Source organism: Streptomyces sp. NPDC040610, assembly GCF_055594065.1.
On sequence record NZ_JBVIXA010000003.1, the window covers coordinates 133101 to 153353 of the forward strand.

Here is a 20253-nt window from a genome sequence, read left to right on the forward strand (position 1 = left end):
AAGGATCTTGACCGGCCATGGCCGACGAGAACAACCCCACCACGCCCGAGGACGACGAAGGCCAGACGCTGCGGATCGAGCCCGTCGGGCTCGAGACCGAGATGCAGCGCTCGTACCTCGACTACGCGATGTCCGTCATCGTGTCCCGCGCGCTGCCCGACGTCCGCGACGGCCTCAAGCCCGTCCACCGCCGCGTCCTGTACGCGATGTACGACGGCGGCTACCGGCCCGAGAAGGGCTTCTACAAGTGCGCCCGCGTCGTCGGCGACGTCATGGGCAACTACCACCCGCACGGCGACTCCTCGATCTACGACGCGCTGGTCCGCCTCGCGCAGCCGTGGTCGATGCGGATGCCGCTGGTGGACTCCAACGGCAACTTCGGCTCCCCGGGCAACGACCCCGCCGCCGCCATGCGCTACACCGAGTGCAAGATGGCGCCGCTGTCCATGGAGATGGTCCGGGACATCGACGAGGAGACCGTCGACTTCACGGACAACTACGACGGCCGCTCCCAGGAGCCCACCGTCCTGCCGTCCCGCTTCCCGAACCTGCTGATCAACGGCTCGGCGGGCATCGCGGTCGGCATGGCGACCAACATCCCGCCGCACAACCTGCGCGAGGTCGCCGCGGGCGCGCAGTGGGCGCTCGAGCACCCCGAGGCCTCGCACGAGGAGCTGCTCGACGCCCTCGTCGAGCGCATCAAGGGCCCCGACTTCCCGACCGGCGCCCTCGTCGTCGGCCGCAAGGGCATCGAGGAGGCGTACCGCACGGGCCGTGGCTCCATCACGATGCGCGCGGTCGTCGAGGTCGAGGAGATCCAGAACCGCCAGTGCCTGGTGGTCACCGAACTCCCGTACCAGACGAACCCGGACAACCTCGCGCAGAAGATCGCCGACCTGGTCAAGGACGGCCGCGTCGGCGGCATCGCCGACGTCCGCGACGAGACGTCGTCCCGTACCGGCCAGCGACTCGTCATCGTGCTCAAGCGCGACGCCGTCGCCAAGGTCGTACTGAACAACCTCTACAAGCACACGGACCTGCAGACGAACTTCGGCGCCAACATGCTGGCGCTCGTCGACGGGGTGCCGCGCACGCTCTCGCTCGACGCGTTCATCCGCCACTGGGTCTCGCACCAGATCGAAGTCATCGTCCGGCGCACGAAGTTCCGGCTGCGCAAGGCCGAGGAGCGCGCGCACATCCTGCGCGGTCTGCTGAAGGCGCTCGACGCCATCGACGAGGTCATCGCGCTGATCCGGCGCAGCGACACCGTCGACGTCGCGCGCGAGGGCCTGATGGGCCTGCTGCAGATCGACGAGATCCAGGCGAACGCCATCCTCGAGATGCAGCTGCGCCGGCTCGCCGCCCTGGAGCGCCAGAAGATCGTCCAGGAGCACGACGAGCTCCAGCAGAAGATCAACCAGTACAACGCGATCCTGGCCTCGCCCGAGAAGCAGCGCTCGATCGTCAGCGAGGAACTCGCCGCGATCGTCGACAAGTACGGCGAGGACCGCCGCTCCGCGCTCGTGCCGTTCGACGGTGACATGTCCATCGAGGACCTGATCGCCGAAGAGGACATCGTCGTCACGATCACCCGTGGTGGCTACGTCAAGCGCACCAAGACGCACGACTACCGCTCGCAGAAGCGCGGCGGCAAGGGCGTGCGCGGCACGAAGCTCAAGGAAGACGACATCGTCGACCACTTCTTCGTGTCGACGACGCACCACTGGCTGCTGTTCTTCACCAACAAGGGCCGCGTCTACCGCGCGAAGGCCTACGAGCTGCCCGACGCCGGACGCGACGCCCGCGGCCAGCACGTGGCGAACCTGCTCGCCTTCCAGCCGGACGAGCAGATCGCCGAGATCCTCGCGATCCGCGACTACGAGGCGGTGCCCTACCTGGTCCTCGCCACGAAGGCAGGTCTGGTCAAGAAGACGCCTCTGAAGGATTACGATTCGCCCCGCTCCGGCGGCGTCATCGCCATCAATCTGCGCGAGACGGACGACGGTTCGGACGACGAACTGATCGGTGCCGAACTGGTTTCGGCCGAGGACGATCTGCTTCTGATCAGCAAGAAGGCACAGTCGATCCGCTTCACGGCGACCGACGACGCGCTGCGCCCGATGGGCCGCGCGACCTCCGGCGTCAAGGGCATGAGCTTCCGCGACGGCGATCAACTGCTCTCGATGAATGTGGTCCGGCCCGGTACGTTCGTCTTCACCGCCACCGATGGTGGGTACGCGAAGCGGACCGCCGTCGACGAATACCGCGTCCAGGGCCGCGGTGGCCTCGGCATCAAGGCCGCCAAGATCGTGGAGGACCGCGGTGAGCTCGTCGGCGCGCTGGTGACGGAGGAGACCGATGAGATCCTCGCCATCACCCTGTCCGGCGGTGTGATTCGTACGCGAGTCAACGAGGTCAGGGAGACGGGCCGTGACACCATGGGCGTCCAACTGATCAACCTGGGCAAGCGCGATGCCGTGGTCGGCATCGCACGTAATGCCGAGGCCGGGCGCGAGGCCGAGGAAGTCGACGGCGACGTCGACGAGTCGTCCGACGGCGAGCCGGTGGTCGGCACGGACGAGGGCACCGAGTCCCCGGCCGAGTAGCGCGAGGAGTGAAGTCATCGTGAGTGGAGCCACGGGCGCCGGATCCGCCGGGACGAGTGGAACCGGCACGGAAGGTGCCCGTGGCTCCGCCACTGACGCACCCGACTCGCATGAGTCTCATGGATCCCAGGGGGGGACTGTGACGGACACCCGAGGCCGGACGGGCACGGACACCGAGGGTGGGGGCGCCGGTACGCGGGCTGCTGGGGGGCAGGCCGGGGACGGTGCGTCCGGAAGCCGGGCCGCCGGCAAGCGCGCCGGGGACGGCGCCTCCGGGGCGCTTCCCGGCGAGCGGCAGCCGCAGCAGAACAACCAGCCGTACCACCCGCCGCAGGCCTACCAGGCCGCACCCGCGGGCGCCGTGCGGCGTCCCCGCACCGGGGCGCGCACCACCCCGCGCACGCGCAAGGCAAGGCTGCGGGTGGCCAAGGCCGACCCGTGGTCGGTGATGAAGGTCAGCTTCCTGCTCTCCATCGCCCTCGGCATCTGCACGATCGTCGCGGCGGCCGTCCTGTGGATGGTCATGGACGCGATGGGCGTCTTCTCCACGGTCGGCGGCACGATCTCCGAGGCCACCGGCTCGAACGAGTCCAACGGCTTCGACCTCCAGGCCTTCCTCTCGCTCCCGCGCGTACTGATCTTCACGTCGATCATCGCGGTCATCGACGTCGTCCTCGCGACGGCCCTCGCGACCCTCGGCGCGTTCATCTACAACCTGTCGGCGGGCTTCGTGGGCGGGATCGAGCTGACGCTGGCCGAGGACGAGTAGGCGGGCCCCTGGGCCTTGGGGGACGTTCGGGGGGCGGCAGGGGGGCCGTTCCCGGGCCTTCCTGGTCCGTGCCCGGGGCGCGCCGGCGGTGCGCTCGGCCCCTCGGCATCTATCGATTTTGGGACTGGCCCGGACGTGCGCTAATCTTCAGTGGTCAGCGCGCGGGGCGAACCCGAAGAGCGCGGCGGGGCTATAGCTCAGTTGGTTAGAGCGCATCCCTGATAAGGATGAGGCCACAGGTTCAAATCCTGTTAGCCCCACAGCGGCCTAAGGCCAAGTGAGAAGGCCGGTAGATCTCCACGATCTACCGGCTTTCTGCATTTGATGATCCTGTTGTCCCGCTACTGTCCCGTAACCCTTCAGCGCCGGCGAGCCCCAGGCATCGCTCGGATGGTCACCGGTACTTCACCCAGAGCTGTACGTCGAAGGGCCTGTTGTCGTAGCACTGCCAGGCCCGCCACCGGCCGTGGAGTTCTCCCCGGAGTCCTTCTTCCTTGCAGACGGCAAGGCTGTCGTACCTGCCGTAGAGGACGTAGGGATCCCCTCGGCGTCCTCCTGACGAGAGCCACGACCACTGAGAGGGCGTCTCCCCCGAGCGGGAGGCGCCCTCTTCGCATGTCCACAGCACGGGTGCTTCGCAGCCCGCACGAGAAGACCCCCAGCCGGCGTGGGCTGGGGGTCTGCTCGTCTGTACGGGGTGCCTGCGGCTAGGGCGCCGTGGTGGTTACGGCTCCGCGGCGAGGTGGTCTGCCGGTGGGGTCTGGGGGTCGTTCTGGTCTTCCGCGTCCGTCGTCGGCAGGTGGCGGCAGCTCGGTGTGGAGCCGTGGGCCTCGGCGCGGATGCGTTGCTTCATGGTGGGGGGCAAGGAGCGTTCGTATGCCGCCTGCCAGAGGGCCGCGAAGGGAGCCGTCGGGCTCGTGGTGCTTTCGCACGTGGTCGTGGCCCGGTGTGCCGGGGCGGCCGCCGTGGCGGTCGAAGTGAGTCCCAGCGTGGCGAACAGTGCGAGCACCGCGGTGACGAGTGCGGTCCACAGCTTCATGGCCTTGGTGGCGGTCATGGCCCCTCACATTCAGGTTGGGCGATTTGCGTACTTTCCTCATGATGTGTATGCCGGGCCGGAAGTGCGGGACCGACGCCCGCGCCGCGTCGATGTTCTGATGAACACCACTCGGATGGGTGCAAGCGGCCCGAGGAGGCCAGGGAGAGGCCGGGAAATGGGGCAAGGGCGGCGAAAATCACAGTGGCCGGAGCGCGGGCGGAGCTCGGCGATCCGCTTCTACTGCGGTGATCGGGCCGGGAGTTGGGGCCGTGAACGGGGCGGGATCCAGGTCACCGATCGGTATCGGGCGGTGTGTATAGTCGGGCGCCAGAAGTCCCCTACGTCAAGGAAAGACGAGGTCGCGCGGTGAAGAAGCTTCTCCTGGTCGCACTGGCCGCCATCGGCGGGCTCCTCGTGTACCGCCAGATCCAGGCGGATCGCGCCGAGCAGGATCTGTGGACGGAGGCGACTGACTCCGTGCCCACGGGTTCGTGAGTATCGACAGCAGTCTCGCCACAGGGCCCCGGTCGCTTGAGCGGTCGGGGCCCTGTGCTGTCCCGGGAGTCTTTTGTCCCGCTTGTTCTGCCGGGTGGCGAGGGTTCTCCCACGCGTGTACGAGGACCGTGCGGTCCCGGGCGGGCCGGTTGCCCCCGGCGTGACCTCGACGGCGTCACCTCTTTGGTTCACTTGCGCAATTTCATTCCTTGCTTGAGCAAATCGGTGGAGGGTGAGGTGCAGAGCGGCGTGATGTGGCGAGGCCGGGGCGGTCGGTCTGCGGTCGGTGCGGTCCTGGGCGCCGTGCTGTGTGCGGTGACGCTGCCGGGCGGCTGGGCCGGGAGCGGCGTGGCCTTCGCTCGGCCCGCGCACACGGCCGTCGACGAGAGCCCCGATCCGTACGCCTTCGACAGTGACGTGAAGGACGTCGACGGTGCTACGAGTACGGCAGGGAGCCGGATGCTGGTGCCGGGGGCGACCTACAGGAGCGCCATCGGGCATCCCGGGGCTTCGGAGGGCGGAGCCTCAGGGGGGTCTGGGGCGTCGGAGTCGTCCGGGGCGTCCGCGTCCCCCAGGAGCGGCTCATCGGGGTCTTCCGCCGGTACCGGCTCCACCGGCAGCGAGCTCTACTACCGGCTCGAGCTCAACGCCAAGGACAGCGCCTACGTCTCCGTGACCGCGCTGCCGGGCCCGCGCGGCCGGGTCGTGTTCGCCGACGGCATCAAGCTGTCCGTGCAGGACGCCGACGGCTTCACCTGTGACCTGGGGTCCGCGCGGATCGGCTCCTCGCAGAGCCCGCGGCCGCTCACCGCATCGGCGAAGCGGCAGCTCGGCGCGGACCAGAAGAAGTGCCAGACGGCAGGGACGTACTACGTAGTGGTCGAGCGGACCACCAACTCCAGGTCGCCGGTGTCGTCCACCCCGGAGAAACCGTCCTCTCCGGAGGACTGGGATCTGGAGCTGTACGTCGCCTCCGAGCCCGCTCTGGCCAAGGCGGGGTCGACCACCCCGCCGCAGGACACGGACTCCGCCCCGCAGCAGCAGCCCCCCGCCGGGGCCCCGCTGCCCCGCGCGGGCGGCAGCAGCTTCGGTACGGCCAGGGCGCTGGGCAGGGGCGTGTGGGGTGACCGTGTCCGGGCCGGGCAGACGCGGTTCTACCGGGTGCCCGTCGACTGGGGACAGCGCCTCTCGGTCACCCTGGAACTCGGCAGCGGCACCCGGAGCGGCGACTTCGTGGCGCCCGCGCTGATCATGGAGCTGTTCAACCCGGTGCGCGGGCCCGTCGCGGACTCCGACGTCCCGTACGACGGCCGACAGAAGTCGATGGCCCTGTCCCCGTTGCCGCCCGTCGCGTACGAGAACCGCTACGCGCCCTTCGACCGGACCTCCGGGGTGCGGATCGCGGGGTGGTACTACCTCGTGGTGCACCTCGACCCGGACGTCGCCCGGCGGTTCGGCGCGGCCGAGACGGGGCTGACCCTGCGGGTGGGTGTCGCCGGTGAGCGGCGGCCGGCGCCCGCGTACGCCGGGGTGCCGCGTCCCGCGGACGGCTTCGGCGTCACGGAGCGCGACGAGGACGCGGCGCGGAACGGTGCCGGAGGGGGTGGCTCCGCCCGGCGCGAGCCCGGCCCTGGCGGCTCGGCGGCCGCTTCCGAGGGCGATACGGCCATGAAGGTGCTCGCGGCAGCGGGGTTCGGCACGGGGACGGTACTGCTCGCCGTTCTTGGGGTGTGGCGCGCTGTGGCTCGGCGGCGGCTCGGCCGGGTCTCGGCTTGATCCGTGCAGGGCGGGCTTGATCGGCGTCCCACCTGATCTGTGTCCGACCTGATCTGTATCCGGCCTGCAGTGTCCGGCTCGGTCGGTCCCGTCGGCTTGGCCGGTTCGCTCGGTCCGGCCGCAGGGGGTTTCGTACGGTCCGTCAGATGCGGGTGAGGGCCCAGAAACCCACCGCGAAGCAGGCCAGCGCGGCCAGCAGCATCGGCAGGGCCACCTTCACGGGCGGCCCGGGGCGCGCCGCGCGCACGGCGGCCGCAGCGTGGCGGCGCTGCGCTCGGCCCCTTGGCTGAAGTTCCGGGAGCGGGGCCGGAATTGGTGTGCCGAGGGATGGAACCTGATGGGGCTGAGCGGTGTATGGAGAAGTAGGAGCGTAAGCGCGCTGTGGGGCGGGGGATGCGGCCGAGGCGTGAACGGGCTCTGGGGTGGCTGCGGGTAAGGGGGTCGGGGCTGGGGTCTGGGTCTGGGGCGGTGCCGGGATTGGGGGTGGAGCCGGGGTCGGGGGCGGAGTGGGGATCGGGGTCGGAGTGGGTGTGGGGGGTGTGGTTGGGAGCTCGGTCGGGAGCGGAAGCGGGGTCGGTGTGGGGGGAGTGGGTGGTTGCGCGGGTTGTGGGGGTGGCGCCTGGTGGGGCGGAATCGGTGGGGGGAGGTGGAAGCTGCCGGTCTCCGACATCGGGGGGTGCGCGGGGGGTGATGGCGGTTGTACGGGATGGTGGGGCGCCGAGCCGACGGACGAGGGTTGCCCCGACGAGGGCTGGCCCAAGGAGGACTGCCCCAAGGAGGGCTGGGCCAGGGGTGGTTGGCCAGTGGAGGAGGGTTGGCCCGTCGACGGCTGGCCCACGGAGGGCTGGGTCGCGGGTGGGAGTGGCGTGGCGGAGGCTGAGGACGAGGTGGGAGACAGCGTGGGGGGTGGTGGCTGGGACGGGGGTGGTTGAGGGGCGCGGGTGAGGGGGCCGTCGGGGCCGAAACCCGTGGGCAGCGGGGCGAGTTGGTCGAAGATCTCGACGAGCTCGTCGTCGGGCCCGGGCTCGGGCAGCATCTCGGCGGCGGAGGTGAGCGCCTTGCGGGCACCGGTGGCGGTGCGGAACCGCGCCTGCGGGTCGGGTTGCAGGAGGGTGGCGATGACCTGCCACAGCGGTTCGGGCACGCCCTGCGGCGCTCCGGGGGTGCCGTGGGCCGCGAAGTGCTCGATCAGGGCCTTGGCGTCGGGCTTGGCGCCCTGCAGGAGGTACAGGGCGACGAGGCCGACGGCGAAGAGGTCGGCGGTGAAGTCCGGTTCGGCGCCCATCATTTGCTCGGGTGCGAAGTATCCGGGGGTGCCCACCACATAGTCGGTTTCGGTCAGCCGTGGCTCGCCCTTGCGCATGGAGATGCCGAAGTCCGACAGGCGCAGATGCGGCCGCCCCGTGCCGGTGGCCTCCAGGAGGATGTTGGCGGGCTTGATGTCGCGGTGCACGACGCCCTCCGCGTGCACGGCGGCGAGGCCGGAGAGGAGCTGGTCGAGGAGGGTGCAGGTGAAGTGGGCGGGGAGCGGTCCGTAGTCACCGATGACGTGGGCGAGCGAGCCGCCGGTGACCAGCTCCATGGTGAACAGGACCTGGTCGTCGTCGGCGGCCCAGCTGGCGGGAGCGAGCACATGCGGATGGTCGATCCGCAGTGCCTGCTCCCGCACGAAACGCAACAGAGTGTGAGCGTTGCGCTGCTGAAGCACCTTGGCCGCCACATATCTGCGGCGGCGATGGTCCCAGGCACGCCATACGGCGCCCACTCCCCCGCGTCCGACCGGGTCGACGAGTTCGTACCGCCCGGCGAAGACCTCACCCATGGTCGTGCCCGCTCCCCTTCCGGGCCGCCCGGCAGCGGCCCGGCCGGCGGCTCAGCTCTGGTGCGCCTCGTAGTGGGCGACGGCGTCCGCGGTGCGGCCCGCTCCGTATACCCGAAGGAACTCTGCCAGTTCCGGGTGGGTCGGGGCGAGCGTGTCCGCGGCATCGATGATGTCGCCCGCCGCCGCGACGGAGCGCAGCAGCGACTGGATCTCACGCACCACGCGCTTCACCGTGGGTGCGCCTGAACTCGTGGTCGACTGGGTGGTGTTGGTCAGTACGGAACCCCCCTGGGACTTCTTGATCTCGTCCATGCGGTCCGTCGCCTCGGCGGCACTCACACTGCCGTCCGCGACCTGCCCCGACAGCTCCTGGAGGAGCTGCACCCGCTGGACCACGGCCGGATTGCCGATCTTGGCGCGCTGGCCGCTCATCAGCTGCGACAGCATGGGTGCGGAGAGGCCGAGCACCCCGGCGAGCCGTGCCTGGTTCAGGCCCAGATCGTCGATGAGGCGACGGAACAGTGCCCCCAGCGGCTCCCCGTACCAATTCCGCTGGAGCTCCCGTGCTCTCGCGGTTGATTCTTGTTGTGCAGCGTCCATCTTGCGTCTCCCCATCGCTTCCCCTAAGACGTGGTTCGCTGCCGCGAACCACGTCGAGCATCTTACGGAGAGTGGTCGCGCACGGGGAGCCCCAATCCTTTTGCGAGATCTGGGGGGTGACCCGGTACTCTGGTCCCCGACGCCCGCCGAGGCGCGATTTTTTCGCCACGGCATCGGCGCACGCGGGGCCTTAGCTCAGTTGGTAGAGCGCTGTCTTTGCATGGCAGATGTCAGGGGTTCGACTCCCCTAGGCTCCACATCCCAAAAGCCCCTCTGGCCTGTGGAAACACAGGTCAGAGGGGCTTTTTTGGACCCTGGGGCACGCACCGTGTACGCACCGGGGTCCGACTGCCGTGCTACTTGCGCCTGCGGGATCGCATGGACCAGAGCGTCACCGCGATGCCTACGAGCGCCAGGAGAAAAAGGATCTTCATGATGTGCGAGTGCCCTTCATGGCCCTCCTTTACACCGGGATCCCTCACCGCAAGTGGCGCGCCCCTGTCAGGAAGGACCGTCTACAAGCCGAGCTGGTACTCGTGGGCCGTGTGGGTCGGCAGGTAGCCGAGTTCGTCGTTGACGCGGCGCATGTGCGGGTTGTTGTCGGCAGTGTCGGTCAGGAGGCCGCCGAGGTGGGGGTGGCGTTCGCGGGCCCCGATGATCGAGGCGGCCTTCATCCAGCGGGCGAGGCCGTGGCCGCGGTGTTCGGGCAGGACGGCCGTGCCGTAGTGCTGGGCGTCGCCCGTGCCGTCGCCGGGGACGACCAGTTCGGTGAAGCCGGTGATGGTGCCGTCCGAGGCGTCGACGGCCGCCACGGTGTGGAGGATGTCCCCGCGCGCGGAGACGGCGTCCGCCGCGGCCCGTATCCGGTCGACGTCCCAGGCCACCGTGCCGTAGTCGACCGCCCCCATGGGCATGTCGTCCATGGCCCGGCGTGACGCCGCGTACGTATCGGCGAGTTCGTCGGGCACCATGCCCTCCCACGCCGTCAGCCGGTAGCCGGGGTGCGGCTTCTCGGCGACGGCGGTGAGTGCGGGCAGGTCCGCGTCGGCCAGCGGGAGCCGGGCGTACGTGAGGGTCAGCGCCACGCGGAAGCCTCGGGCGGTGAGGAAGGCGGCACCCGGGGATTCGGCCGGGGCCTGGGCCACGACCGTCCTCCGGTCGTCCTCGCGGGCGGCTTCGACGGCCGCTTCGAGCAGCAGGGTGCCCGCCCCCGCGCGCCGTTCGGCGGCGTGGACATGGACGTCCAGTTCGGCGAGGTGGCGCTGGCCCTCCTTCGTGAACAGGCGCAGGAAGGCGTGACCGGCGGGGCTGCCGTCGGGGCCCGTGGCCAGCCACGCCAGGCGGCGGGCCGCGGAGGTTGCTTCGGGGTCGGTCAGGGCGGTGATGCGCAGGGGCAAGTCGTCTCCGTCAGAGAAGAAGGGGGAGAAGAAGGGGAGAAGGAGAGGGAGGGGCAGCGTAGGGCTGTGGGCTGGCAGGCCTGCCATGCGGGCGTTCGGGGGCTCGGTGACGGGCGGGCTAGTCGGCCTGCGCGGGCTCTTCCTGCGCGGCCCACTCGACGAACTGGACCACCACGCCGTTCGGGTCGGTCAGCTGGAACAGCCGCTCGCCCCAGGGCTCCTCGCGCAGCGGCATCGTGATCGGGGCGCCGGCCTCGCGCAGGCGCCGCTCCTCGGCCTCGATGCCGGTGACGGTGAGCGCGAAGATCAGGCCCGTGGCCTGCTGGTCGCGCTGCTCGGGCGGGAGCACCTCGCTGCCGCGCTGGAGCAGCACGATGTCGGCGGCGGCATCCCCGCGCGTCAGGGACGCGAAGCCGTCGGCGGCCATGGCGACCTGGTAGCCGAGGTGGGCGTGGAAGAACTCACGTGAGGCGGCGACGTCGGCGACGGTCAGGGACACGGTGGAGGCGGTGACGTTCAGGGCAACTCCTGGCAGAAGGGGGTGTGGCAGCTGTGGGTGTGACAGGTGCGGGCGAGGCAAGTGCGGGGTGCGGCAAGTGCGGGGTGTGGCAGGTGCTGGTGCGGCAGGTGCTGGCGGTGCAGCCCCTGCCGGACGTCTCAGGCGGGTGAGTGGGTCCTCACCGGTTGCCTCGACGGCCGGGTCCGCGCATGTGGTGAGCGAGCGGGACGGAGCGATTCGCCGCAGCGGGACGTACGGGCTGCTGCGGCCCGGGGCGTCCGTGCCCCGCCCCGTCCTGACCGTGCCGAAGCGTTGTGGTGAGCGTGTCCGCGAGGCCGAGGGCCGTGCGGTCCGGCGCGGGAAGGGCGTCCGCGAACTCGGTGGTGATGGTGGCGCCGACGAAGTACGAGAACTTGCGCAAATGCAGGTCCGTTCACTGAGGGGATTTTTGCAACGGACGTAACTTTAGGTCGGGCCCCTCGGTTCGTCAAGCATATTTTTAGGTTGGATGTAAGATTCCCTCATGACTACCGAGATGGGGCTCCGTGAGTCCAAGAAGCAGGAGACCAGGCAGCTGATCTCCGACTGCGCCACCAGGCTCTTCATCAAGCAGGGCTTCGAGCAGACCACCATCACCGAGATCGCCGCCGCGGCCCGCGTGGCCAAGAAGACGGTCACCAACTACTTCCCGCGCAAGGAGGACCTGGCCCTCGACCACCACGAGGCGTTCACAGGGGGCCTGGCCAAGGCCGTCACAGAGCGCGAGCCCGGCGTGGAGCCGCTCGCCGCCGTGGGCCGGACCTTCCGCGCCGCGCTCCTCGACCACAGCCCCGTCGTCGGCTTCACCGGCATCGCGTTCGCCCGCATGATCGCCGACAGCCCCACCCTCACCGCCCGGCTGCGCGAACTGCACGACCAGCGGGAGGCGGCGCTCGCCGCGGCGCTGACCGCCGCCGCCCCCGACTCCGCCCCGGCCATCGCGCCCGTGTCCGGCGCCGCCCTGATCGCCGCGGCGGACCGGCTGCTGTTCCGGCGCATCCAGGAACTCACCCTGGCCGGCCGTACCGACGACGAGATCGAGGCCACGCTCCTGCCGGAGGCCGACCACCTCCGCGCCCTCCTCGCCGCCGCCCTCGCCAACGACCCCACGGCCATGACCTGGTGACGTCGCCGCCGACGGCAATGCGTGCCGGGGTGGTCAGCGGTCCTGCGGGATGTCCAGGGTGCGGACGAGCTGGGTCAGCTCCTCCTGGAAGAGTTTCCGCGGGCTGACCGTCTGGGTGCGCAGGTGGCCGTAGACCTCCAGGGACACCAGGCCGTGCAGGCGGCCCCAGATGCGCAGGGCGAGCGCGACGGCCGCGGGCGGCAGTTCCGGGAAGGCCGGGCGGACCTTGTCGAGCAGTCCGGGGTCGAAGTCGGACCACTCGAACTCGCTGGTCGCGTAGAGGTGTCGGGCGTGCGGCCAGGCGGCGGCGGCGAGTCCGGCGAGGCCGGTGCAGACGCGGCGGGCGGCGTCGGGGGCGGCGCCGCCTTCGGGGGCCTGGTAGCCGGGGACGGGGTCGCCGTAGATCAGCCGGAAGCCCTCGGGGTGGGCGAGGGACCAGTCGCGGAAGGCGGTCGCCCAGGACTGGATCCGGGCGGCCGGATCCAGCGGCGCGCCGGTTTCCCAAGCGGTGTCCACGGCGTCGGCCAGGGCGGTGTACACGTCGTTGATCAGCGTGGTGACCAGGTCGTCGCGGGTGGCGAAGTAGCCGTAGATGGCGTTGGCGGTCATGCCCATCTCGCGGGCGATGGCACGCAGGGTGATGGCGTCGGGCCCGCCCGAGGCCATCAGGGCCAGCGCCACGCTCTTGATCTCGGCCGTCGTCTCGGCCCGCAGCCGTGCACGCCTGCCCTGGCCGCTCTGCCCGCCCCGACCGCCGTGCCTGCCCTTCGGCTCCCGGCCGTTCCCCTCACCTGTCGCTGTCACGCGGCAACTCTACAGCGTTTGTTTAGTTGACGGGGTGCGATAACTTCACGGCGTATAGTTTCTGCGCGGCGTCACCTTCCGGGTGGTGCCCCATGCCCACGTGCGGATGTCCACGTCCGGATCTCCGCGCGGGGATGTCCACGTGCGGAGCAGGAACACACCAACAGGGGAGAGCCATGCGCATCGGAGTCATCGGAGCCTCGGGGACCATCGGCAGCCGAGTCGTCACCGAGGCCCTCGGCCGGGGCCACCACGTCGAGGCGTACAGCCGGAACCCGGAGCGGGCGGCGCGCGAGGAGCGGCGGGAGAACGTCACCTGGGCCGGGGTCGACGCCCTGGACCCGGCGTCCATAGCGGCCGTGCTGCCTGGACTCGACGTCCTGATCAGCGCCTTCCAGCCCGGCAACGCCGCCAAGGACATGGCGGACACGCTGCGGCGCTCGATCGCCGATCCCACGGTGTACGCCACCGTGGCGCGGGCCCTCCTGAAGGCCCTGGAGAGCCACCCCCGCACCCGGCTCATCGTGATCGGCGGCGCGGGCAGCCTGGAGATCGCGCCGGGTGTGGTCCGCGCCGACTCCGACGAGCTGCTGCACGCCACCCTCGACGAGGTCGGACTGCCCCGCGACTACGCGGCGGCGGTGCGCGGCCACCGGGACGCCCTGAACGTCCTGCGGACCTCGAACCGGCTGTGGACCTACTTCAGCCCGGCCGAGGACATCGCCCCCGGCGAGCGCACCGGCCGCTTCCGGGTCGGCGGCGACCAGCCCGTCCTGGACGCCGAGGGCCGCAGCCGCATCTCCGCCGAGGACGCCGCCGTCGCCCTGGTCGACGAGGTGGAACTGCCGCGCTTCGTCCAGCGCCGCTTCACCATCGGCTACTGAAGCCGTAGCCACAGGGCGGCAGCTACTGAGGCCTTCGGTCACCCCTGGGCGGTCGCCTCAACGCGCGATGGCCGCCACGGAGATCGTGGCGGCCACCCGGTGCGGCGCTGCGGACGTCGGGGCCACGCTCGGCCCCGGTGCGTCAGTGGTTGCCGGCGCCGTTGCCCGAGAGGATCGGGATGTCGCTGAGGATGTGCGACAGCGGCTCGTCGCCCTTGGCCTGCGTGGAGTTCTCCGTGCACTGCTGGTTCTGCGGGGCCGACAGGACGTTGATGTCCTGGACCGCGACCGGCACGACGCCGACGATGGATCCGACGTTGAGCTTGGCGGGCAGGCCGATGCAGGGCTTGTTGAGGGAGCCCTGGACCAGGGACATCTGCGGGCTCATGTTGCCGTGCGTGGCGGAGTTGCCGAAGGTCTGCTCGGCGCCGTTGCCGCTGATCGACGTGGTGCCCGTGTCGTTGCCGATGGCCATGGCGGAGGGGGCGGTGACGGCCGTCATGCCGGCGGCGGATGCGGCGATCGCGGCGGTTGCCAAGATCTTCTTCATGGTGAGGAATTCCCTTCGGAGACAGGCTCCGTTGCGGAGCCGCATGGTGGTCAACTGGCCGATGGAACCGTGGTTTCGGCGATTAGCCCGGTCGGCCGAATAGTGTGCTGAGCGGAGAAGAGGGCGGATGCGGCGACAGCCGTCGACCGGTCGGGAAGCCCAAACAGCGGGCCGCCGAGGAGAGGTGGCGGCCCGCTGGACTTGGTGCCGGTGTCAGTGGTTGTTGACGCCGTTGCCCGAGAGCACCGGGATGTCGTTGAGCAGGTGCGACAGCGGCTCGTCGCCCTTGGCCTGCGTGGAGTTCTCCGTGCACTGCTGGTTCTGCGGCGCCGACAGGATCGGGATGTCCTGGACCGCGACCGGCACCAGGCCGACGAGGGAGCCGACATTGGCCTTGGCGGGCAGCGCGATACAGGGCTTGTTGAAGGAGCCCTGAATGAGCGCCATCTGCGGGCTCATGTTCCCGTACGTGGCGGAGTTGCCGAACGTCTGGGAGGCGTGGTTGCCGCTCATCGTCTGGGTGCCGCTGTCGTCACCGATGGCGGACGCCGTGGAAGCAGTGGCAGCCGACGCACCGACGACGGAAGCCGTGACCGCGGCCGCAGTCATAACCTTCTTGAGCACAGCATTTCCCTTCTGGATATGAACCCCGTCCGTGGAGCACCCTGAGCAACTGCCGCGGCGGTGCGGGGTTGCTGCTGTTCACTCTTATGGCCCACCAATGGCCCAAATGCGCGCCCTTTTCGGGCATGGGTGCGGGTGGCGTTGTGCGGATAATCCGATGGTTCGGTACGGCGCCGCGCATGGTGGTGCGCGTTTATGTGAATGCGCCGGGCGCCGCCGATGCGCGGAAAAGATCCGATGGAGTGAATGAGCGGAACCAAACGTCCGACGGTGAGTTGAGCAGCCCGCAGTAACCTGTGCTTCTGCCCAGAAAAGGAACAGCAAATGCTCAAGAAGGCAATGGCAGCGGCTGCGGTCGCAGTCTCCGTCGTCGGTATCTCAGCCACCGCAGCCCCTGCCGCGATGGCCATCGGTGACGACGGCGGCACCCAGTCGGCGAGCGGCAACGGCGCCAAGCAGGCGTTCGGCAACTCCGCCACCAAGGGCGACATGAGCCCGCAGCTGTCCCTCGTCCAGGGATCTCTGAACAAGCCCTGTGTCGGCCTGCCGGTCAAGGGCAACGTCGGCGCCCTCGTCGGTCTCGTGCCGGTCGCGGTCCAGGACATCCCGATCCTGTCGGCGCCGCAGAACCAGCAGTGCACGGAGAACTCCACGCAGGCCAAGGGCGACGAGCCGCTGTCGCACATCCTCAGCGACATCCCGGTGCTCTCGGGCAACGGCGAGCACAACGGCTGACCCTCACGCCGCAGCGACCGCCCGGGCCGCCCCGACTCCTTCGAGCGGGGCGGCCCGGGCGGCTTTTGCATGCCCGGCCCTGTAATGCCGGTAATTCGGGCGGCTGCGGCGGAAATTCCGTCGTCGACTTCTTCGCGTACGGCTTTCCGTATCCGATGTGCAATAGCTGGCCGAGAGCAGTCGAGTGAACCTGGGAATTCCGGGGTGTTGCCGGTTTCCTCTGCTCTTGGTGCTCGTTGGTCAGGACTCAGGTCGCGGTGCGGGTGAAGATACTGCCCGCCCGGCTCTCACCGCCGTTAAGGCGCGACCGGTCAGAAGGGAAGATCTGTGAAGCTGAAGAAGAGCGCAACCGTCATCGCTGGTGCTGTCCTGGCACTGAGCTTCGGTGCCCCGGCATTCGCCGACGCGGGCGCCGACGGCGTGGCCGCCCACTCCCCGGGTTTCCTCTCCGGCAACGTCGTGCAGGTTCCCGTCCACGTTCCCGTCAACGTGTGCGGCAACAGCGTCGACCTCCTCGCGCTGCTGAACCCGGCGTTCGGCAACACCTGCGTCAACGACTGACGTATTGACGTAACGACCCGGCCGTCCAGGCCGTGTCACCGCCGGCCTTGGCAGGCCTCAGGGCCCCAAGGCCGGCTCCCCTTCGCTCAACGGCCCCAAGGCCGGCTCCTTTTCGCTCAGAGGAAGACCACTAGATTGCGACAGGCCCTCACCAAAGGGGTGCTCTCGGCGGCGGCCGCCACGAGCATCCTGTCCCTGCCCGGCCAGGCCGCGTTCGCCGCAGCCGATGCGCACGGACAGGCCACGGGATCGCCCGGCTTCTTGTCGGGCAACAATGTGCAGGCCCCGCTGGAGGTGCCGCTGAACGTCTGCGGCAACTCGGTGAACGGCGTGGGCGCGGGAAACCCGGCCATGGGCAACTCCTGCGCGCACACCTCGTCCCCGAGCGCCGAGCGGGCACCGGAACGTGCGGCGCCGCCGCAGCGCGAGGCCGCGCCGAAGCCCGCGCCCGCGCCCAGGCCCGCACCCAACCCCGCGCCCGTCCCGGAGCGCGCGGCCCCCGCACCCGCCCCGGCTCCCGCCCACGCTCCCGCCCCGAAGCCCGCGACCGAGCCTCGGACCCCGGAACCCGCGCACGACGAACCCGCGCACGACGACGGCGGCGCGAGCGCCCACGGCGAGGCGTCCCACTCGCCCGGTCTGCTGTCGGGCAACCTTCTCCAGGCCCCGCTCGACGTGCCGATCAACGCGTGCGGCAACGCCGTCGAGGTCGTCGCGGCACTCTCCGGGACCACCGGCAACAAGTGCGGCGAGGCCCCCGAGCAGACGCCCCCGGAGCCGAAGCCGCACGTGCCGCCGGTCAAGCCCGAGCGTCCCGTCGAGCGGGTCACGCCGCCCGAGCCGCCCCGGGCGCCGCGGACCGTGCCCCGGGCACCGGAGTTCATCAAGGCCTCCGCGACCGCCCGGCAGCCGCGACCCGCCGAGGCACCGGAGCACGTCGCCCAGCTCGCCGCGACCGGCATGGACCAGAACGCCCTCGCGGCCGCCGCGGCCAGCGCCGGACTGCTGGTCGGCGGGGCCCTCCTCTACCGGCGCGGACGCAGCACGTCCTGAAGCGCGCCGGGAGCGAAGCGGGAGCAACAGCAGTAGGAAGCAAGCAGGAAGAAGCAGTAGCAAGAAGAGCGGTGACGGTGGAGCGGACGGGTCGACGGCGGCCCGTCCGCTTCCTGCGTGGGGCGCCCGTCAGCGCCCGGGCGCCCCGACACTGACCGGGCGCCCCCTCAGCGCCGGTGCGCCCCGCTCTCGTACGGCGTCACCGCCGTGCCCTCGGCACTCCGGGCCACCGGCACGGCGCCCGGCCGCCGCACCCGCCGTCGTACCCCCGCCACCAGGCGCGCCGCCGTGAAGCCCGCGCCCTGGACGAAGCGCATCGCGGGGCCGAAGCTCGACGCGGTCGGCAGACCGGCGACGAACAGGCCGGGCAGGGAGGTCTCGAACCCGCTGTCCACGTACGGGGAGCCGTCGGCGAGTTGGCGCAGGGTGTCCCGGACGCCGAGGTCGAGCACGTCGATGCGGTGGGTCAGGGCGCGGAAGCCGGTGGCCGCGAGGACGTGGTCGGTCTCGAAGACCGCGGGGCCGTCCGGGCCGTGGGTGGACAGGAGCACCTGCCCGTCGTGGTGGCGGGCCCCGGTGAGCCGGTGTCCGGTGACGATCTCGATCGCGGCGCCGGAGCGCGCCGCCCCGGCCGTCGTCGCGGCGCCGGGGCCCGCCTCCACGCGGTCCCGCACCCACCAGGCGCCCGCCGGGCCGAGGGCGGTGGCGCAGACGCGGGCGCGGGTGGGTTCGGGGAGCAGCCGGAAGAGGCCGGGGCGTTCGGCGTAGAACCAGTTGCGCCAGCCGCAGCCGAGGCCGCTGTGCGGGGCGCGTGCCGACTGCCACCAGGGGCGGTGCAGGGCGGGCGGCAGGGTGTTCCAGCGCACGTGGGGGGCGCGGGCCAGGACGCGTACGCGGGTGCCCTGTTCGGCGAGGAGCGCGGCCGTCTCCAGGGCGGCCTGGCCCGCGCCGAGCACCGTGACGTCCTTGTCGCGCAGGGGGCTCAGGTCCGCGTGGTGGCTGCTGTGCGAGACGTGGGCGGGGCCCAGGTCCCGTACCAGGGAGGGGATTTCGACGAACGGCAGCACGCCGACGGCGAGTGCCACCGTGCGGCCGTGGCAGGTCTCGCCGTCGGCGGTCGTGACGGCGAAGCCGTCGGTCAGCGGGCGGACGGACCGGATCAGGCGCTCGTCGACCGGTGGCGCGGCCTGCTCGGCGAACCAGAGGCCGTACGCGGCGAAGTGCTCGACCGGCAGCGGCACTCCGTGCTCCGCGCGCAGGCCCTCGCGGGCGCAGTACGCGGCCAGGCCGTAGCGGGCGCCGGGGGCGGAGAGGTCGGACGCCCAGGGCTCCGACTTCAGGAACATGCCGCGCGGCATGTGGTCGCGCCAGGAGGCCATGGGCCTGCCGAAGACGCGTACGTCCAGGCCCGCCGCCGCGGCGTGCGCGGCGATCGACAGGCCGTAGGGGCCCGCTCCCACGATCAGCAGGTCATGCATCGGTGACGGCTCGCTCTCGGTTCGTCGTGCCGGACAGGACGGCGGGGGAGGACTCCCGCGCCCTGGTGGACAGCGTCAGCAGGATGTTCTGGGTGCCGCCCGCGAGCCGTCCGCGCGCGTGGCGCAGGACATGGCGGCGCCAGCGGCGCCACAGGTCGGCCGCCGGGGCCGGGTCGTCGGCGGCGTCGGCGCCGGACCAGGCGAACTCCGCGGCGGGCGGCCTTCGCTGAGGGGACCGGCGGGTGCGGCGCGGAGCGAGCCTGGTGCGCAGCGCCGTCAGCGGCGCGTAGTTCTCCACGACGAAGGCGCGGCCCGGCAGCGGGGCCGGTGCCGGGACCGGGCGGTGCGTGAGGTCGAGGTGGGCGGCGCGCACCACGTCGGTCCCGGTGCCGTCCGCGAAGAGGCGGAACTGGGCGCCGGGGCGCGGGTTGAAGTCGAGCAGGTGGTACGTGCCGGTGCGGGCGTCCCTGCGGAAGTCCAGGTCGAACACGCCCCGGTAGCCGAGGCCCGCGAGCAGCCGCCGGGTCAGCGCCCACAGGCCCGCGTCGTCCGCCCACTCGCCGACCGCGGTGAGCCCGGCCGCGCGGGGCCGGGCCCGGCGCTTGCGGCCCGTGCCGCCGCCGAACACCTCGCCGTCGCGGCCGACGTACCCGTGCACGAACCAGTCGGCGTCGGGGCCGCCGGGGACGTACGCCTGGAGCAGCAGGCGGCTGCCCGCGGCCGCCGTGCGCTCGTGCAGCGCCGCCGCCTCGCGCGGGGAGCGGACCAGGACGGCGCTGCGCAGGCCGCTGCCGCGGGGCAGCAGCCAGGGGCGGCTCCACTTCGCCACCACCGGGGAGCCCAGGGCCGTCACCGCGTCGGCCGCGTCGGCGGGGGTCGTGGGCGCGAGCGTCGGCGGGTGCGCCACGCCGACGCGTGCGCACAGCGCCGCCAGGGCGCCCTTGTCGGCGAGGCGGCCGGGCAGGCCGGGCGCGGGCCGGGGCAGCAGATAGCGGTCGGCGAGGGCCTCGCGGACGGCGTCGACGGCGAGGGCGCCCGCGTCGTCCAGGGGGATCAGGACGGCGGGGCGGCCGACGCGGGCGGCGACGCGCAGCAGGACCGCGCGGACGTCCTGGGGTGTGGCCGCGGGGGCGGGCGGTGGGTGCATGCGGTGGAGGTGGCGGGAGCGGGCGACCGGGCTGTGCTCGTCGTCGGCCACCAGGTGCACCTCCACCCCCTCCCGGCCCAGGGAACGCACCGCGCCGAGCGTGCCGTGGTGGAAGGGGTTCCGGTCGATCCGCAGCAGGACCGCGGGAACGCGAGTGTCCAGAGAGTGCAAGGTCGGCCTTACTGATCGCTCGCCCAATGGGGCGATGTGCGGTCACGGAGGATTAAGGACTCGATTGGCGTAAAAGAA

General features: G+C 71.2%; 19 protein-coding genes and 2 tRNA genes. 11 read left to right on the forward strand and 10 right to left on the reverse strand.

Translation table 11 applies throughout. From position 1 onward, the window contains the following. The first annotated feature begins 17 nt into the window (after positions 1-17). From gyrA to ACZ6AA_RS13215, 3 genes are all read left to right on the forward strand, one after another. Positions 18-2606, forward strand: a complete 2589-nt coding sequence (gene gyrA / locus ACZ6AA_RS13205) for a DNA gyrase subunit A (protein WP_468453908.1) — start codon at positions 18-20, stop codon at positions 2604-2606. A 19-nt stretch (positions 2607-2625) separates the two neighbouring features. Continuing rightward, positions 2626-3375, forward strand: coding sequence for a DUF3566 domain-containing protein (locus ACZ6AA_RS13210; protein WP_468453910.1), 750 nt, complete (start codon positions 2626-2628; stop codon positions 3373-3375). Between the two features lie 186 nt (positions 3376-3561). Next, a tRNA-Ile gene (locus ACZ6AA_RS13215) sits at positions 3562-3635 on the forward strand. A gap of 464 nt (positions 3636-4099) precedes the next feature. Here the strand turns inward: ACZ6AA_RS13215 and ACZ6AA_RS13220 are convergent. Then, positions 4100-4432, reverse strand: coding sequence for a DUF6344 domain-containing protein (locus ACZ6AA_RS13220; RefSeq protein WP_468453912.1), 333 nt, complete (start codon positions 4430-4432; stop codon positions 4100-4102). A gap of 348 nt (positions 4433-4780) precedes the next feature. Between ACZ6AA_RS13220 and ACZ6AA_RS13225 the strand changes: the two genes are divergently transcribed. Next, positions 4781-4909, forward strand: a complete 129-nt coding sequence (locus ACZ6AA_RS13225) for a DLW-39 family protein (protein ID WP_003999697.1) — start codon at positions 4781-4783, stop codon at positions 4907-4909. Positions 4910-5122: 213 nt separating this feature from the next. After that, complete coding sequence (locus ACZ6AA_RS13230) at positions 5123-6685, forward strand: hypothetical protein (RefSeq protein WP_471457986.1); 1563 nt, start codon at positions 5123-5125, stop codon at positions 6683-6685. A gap of 142 nt (positions 6686-6827) precedes the next feature. Here the strand turns inward: ACZ6AA_RS13230 and ACZ6AA_RS13235 are convergent, their stop codons facing one another. Both ACZ6AA_RS13235 and ACZ6AA_RS13240 read right to left on the reverse strand, forming a co-directional pair. Next, entirely contained in the window at positions 6828-8507 is a 1680-nt protein-coding gene (locus ACZ6AA_RS13235) for a protein kinase domain-containing protein (protein ID WP_471457988.1), read from the reverse strand. A 51-nt stretch (positions 8508-8558) separates the two neighbouring features. Continuing rightward, positions 8559-9107, reverse strand: a complete 549-nt coding sequence (locus ACZ6AA_RS13240; protein WP_030357748.1) for a helix-turn-helix domain-containing protein — start codon at positions 9105-9107, stop codon at positions 8559-8561. 184 nt (positions 9108-9291) lie between these two features. Here ACZ6AA_RS13240 and ACZ6AA_RS13245 point away from each other — a divergent pair. Beyond that, positions 9292-9364 (forward strand) — tRNA-Ala (locus ACZ6AA_RS13245). A 258-nt stretch (positions 9365-9622) separates the two neighbouring features. Here ACZ6AA_RS13245 and ACZ6AA_RS13250 read toward each other — a convergent pair. Together ACZ6AA_RS13250 and ACZ6AA_RS13255 are read right to left on the reverse strand one after the other, a co-directional pair. Next, a complete protein-coding gene (locus tag ACZ6AA_RS13250) occupies positions 9623-10504 on the reverse strand; it encodes a GNAT family N-acetyltransferase (protein ID WP_471457990.1) in 882 nt (293 codons plus the stop codon). A gap of 118 nt (positions 10505-10622) precedes the next feature. After that, positions 10623-11003 carry a VOC family protein gene (locus tag ACZ6AA_RS13255; RefSeq protein WP_468453920.1) on the reverse strand — a complete coding sequence of 127 codons (381 nt, stop codon included), beginning with the start codon at positions 11001-11003 and terminating at the stop codon, positions 10623-10625. 535 nt (positions 11004-11538) lie between these two features. On the opposite strand from ACZ6AA_RS13255, the gene ACZ6AA_RS13260 reads away from it, so the two are divergent. Then, entirely contained in the window at positions 11539-12168 is a 630-nt protein-coding gene (locus ACZ6AA_RS13260; protein WP_468454303.1) for a TetR/AcrR family transcriptional regulator, read from the forward strand. A gap of 33 nt (positions 12169-12201) precedes the next feature. On the opposite strand, the gene ACZ6AA_RS13265 is transcribed toward ACZ6AA_RS13260, so the two are convergent. Beyond that, a complete protein-coding gene (locus ACZ6AA_RS13265; RefSeq protein ID WP_468453924.1) occupies positions 12202-12972 on the reverse strand; it encodes a TetR/AcrR family transcriptional regulator in 771 nt (256 codons plus the stop codon). A 176-nt stretch (positions 12973-13148) separates the two neighbouring features. Between ACZ6AA_RS13265 and ACZ6AA_RS13270 the strand changes: the two genes are divergently transcribed. After that, complete coding sequence (locus ACZ6AA_RS13270) at positions 13149-13856, forward strand: NAD(P)-dependent oxidoreductase (RefSeq protein WP_468481537.1); 708 nt, start codon at positions 13149-13151, stop codon at positions 13854-13856. Positions 13857-13998: 142 nt separating this feature from the next. On the opposite strand, the gene ACZ6AA_RS13275 is transcribed toward ACZ6AA_RS13270, so the two are convergent. Continuing rightward, positions 13999-14406 carry a rodlin gene (locus tag ACZ6AA_RS13275; protein WP_468453928.1) on the reverse strand — a complete coding sequence of 136 codons (408 nt, stop codon included), beginning with the start codon at positions 14404-14406 and terminating at the stop codon, positions 13999-14001. A 213-nt stretch (positions 14407-14619) separates the two neighbouring features. Further along, complete coding sequence (locus ACZ6AA_RS13280) at positions 14620-15030, reverse strand: rodlin (protein WP_468453930.1); 411 nt, start codon at positions 15028-15030, stop codon at positions 14620-14622. Between the two features lie 324 nt (positions 15031-15354). On the opposite strand from ACZ6AA_RS13280, the gene ACZ6AA_RS13285 reads away from it, so the two are divergent. The 3 genes from ACZ6AA_RS13285 (at position 15355) to ACZ6AA_RS13295 (ending at position 17379) form a co-directional block, all read left to right on the forward strand. Next, entirely contained in the window at positions 15355-15765 is a 411-nt protein-coding gene (locus ACZ6AA_RS13285; protein WP_468453932.1) for a rodlin, read from the forward strand. Positions 15766-16098: 333 nt separating this feature from the next. Then, positions 16099-16326 (forward strand): chaplin family protein, encoded by a 228-nt coding sequence (locus tag ACZ6AA_RS13290; protein WP_468454305.1) that lies wholly within the window; start codon positions 16099-16101, stop codon positions 16324-16326. Between the two features lie 135 nt (positions 16327-16461). Beyond that, positions 16462-17379, forward strand: coding sequence for a chaplin (locus ACZ6AA_RS13295; RefSeq protein ID WP_468453934.1), 918 nt, complete (start codon positions 16462-16464; stop codon positions 17377-17379). Positions 17380-17546: 167 nt separating this feature from the next. On the opposite strand, the gene ACZ6AA_RS13300 is transcribed toward ACZ6AA_RS13295, so the two are convergent. Beyond that, on the reverse strand, positions 17547-18857 hold the full coding sequence (locus tag ACZ6AA_RS13300) for an NAD(P)-binding domain-containing protein (RefSeq protein WP_468453936.1): 1311 nt from the start codon (positions 18855-18857) through the stop codon (positions 17547-17549). After that, on the reverse strand, positions 18850-20175 hold the full coding sequence (locus ACZ6AA_RS13305; protein WP_471457993.1) for a carboxylate--amine ligase: 1326 nt from the start codon (positions 20173-20175) through the stop codon (positions 18850-18852). The genes ACZ6AA_RS13300 and ACZ6AA_RS13305 overlap by 8 nt, the downstream gene beginning before the upstream one ends. Positions 20176-20253 lie beyond the last annotated feature (78 nt).

Bases quoted from the DNA above. Each gene is read 5' to 3' on its own strand.
- gyrA (WP_468453908.1), top strand. From the start codon at position 18: ATGGCCGACGAGAACAACCCCACCACGCCCGAGGACGACGAAGGCCAG.
- ACZ6AA_RS13220 (WP_468453912.1), bottom strand. From the start codon at position 4,432: ATGACCGCCACCAAGGCCATGAAGCTGTGGACCGCACTCGTCACCGCG.
- ACZ6AA_RS13235 (WP_471457988.1), bottom strand. From the start codon at position 8,507: ATGGGTGAGGTCTTCGCCGGGCGGTACGAACTCGTCGACCCGGTCGGA.
- ACZ6AA_RS13240 (WP_030357748.1), bottom strand. From the start codon at position 9,107: ATGGACGCTGCACAACAAGAATCAACCGCGAGAGCACGGGAGCTCCAG.
- ACZ6AA_RS13260 (WP_468454303.1), top strand. From the start codon at position 11,539: ATGGGGCTCCGTGAGTCCAAGAAGCAGGAGACCAGGCAGCTGATCTCC.
- ACZ6AA_RS13270 (WP_468481537.1), top strand. From the start codon at position 13,149: ATGCGCATCGGAGTCATCGGAGCCTCGGGGACCATCGGCAGCCGAGTC.
- ACZ6AA_RS13275 (WP_468453928.1), bottom strand. From the start codon at position 14,406: ATGAAGAAGATCTTGGCAACCGCCGCGATCGCCGCATCCGCCGCCGGC.
- ACZ6AA_RS13285 (WP_468453932.1), top strand. From the start codon at position 15,355: ATGCTCAAGAAGGCAATGGCAGCGGCTGCGGTCGCAGTCTCCGTCGTC.
- ACZ6AA_RS13300 (WP_468453936.1), bottom strand. From the start codon at position 18,857: ATGCATGACCTGCTGATCGTGGGAGCGGGCCCCTACGGCCTGTCGATC.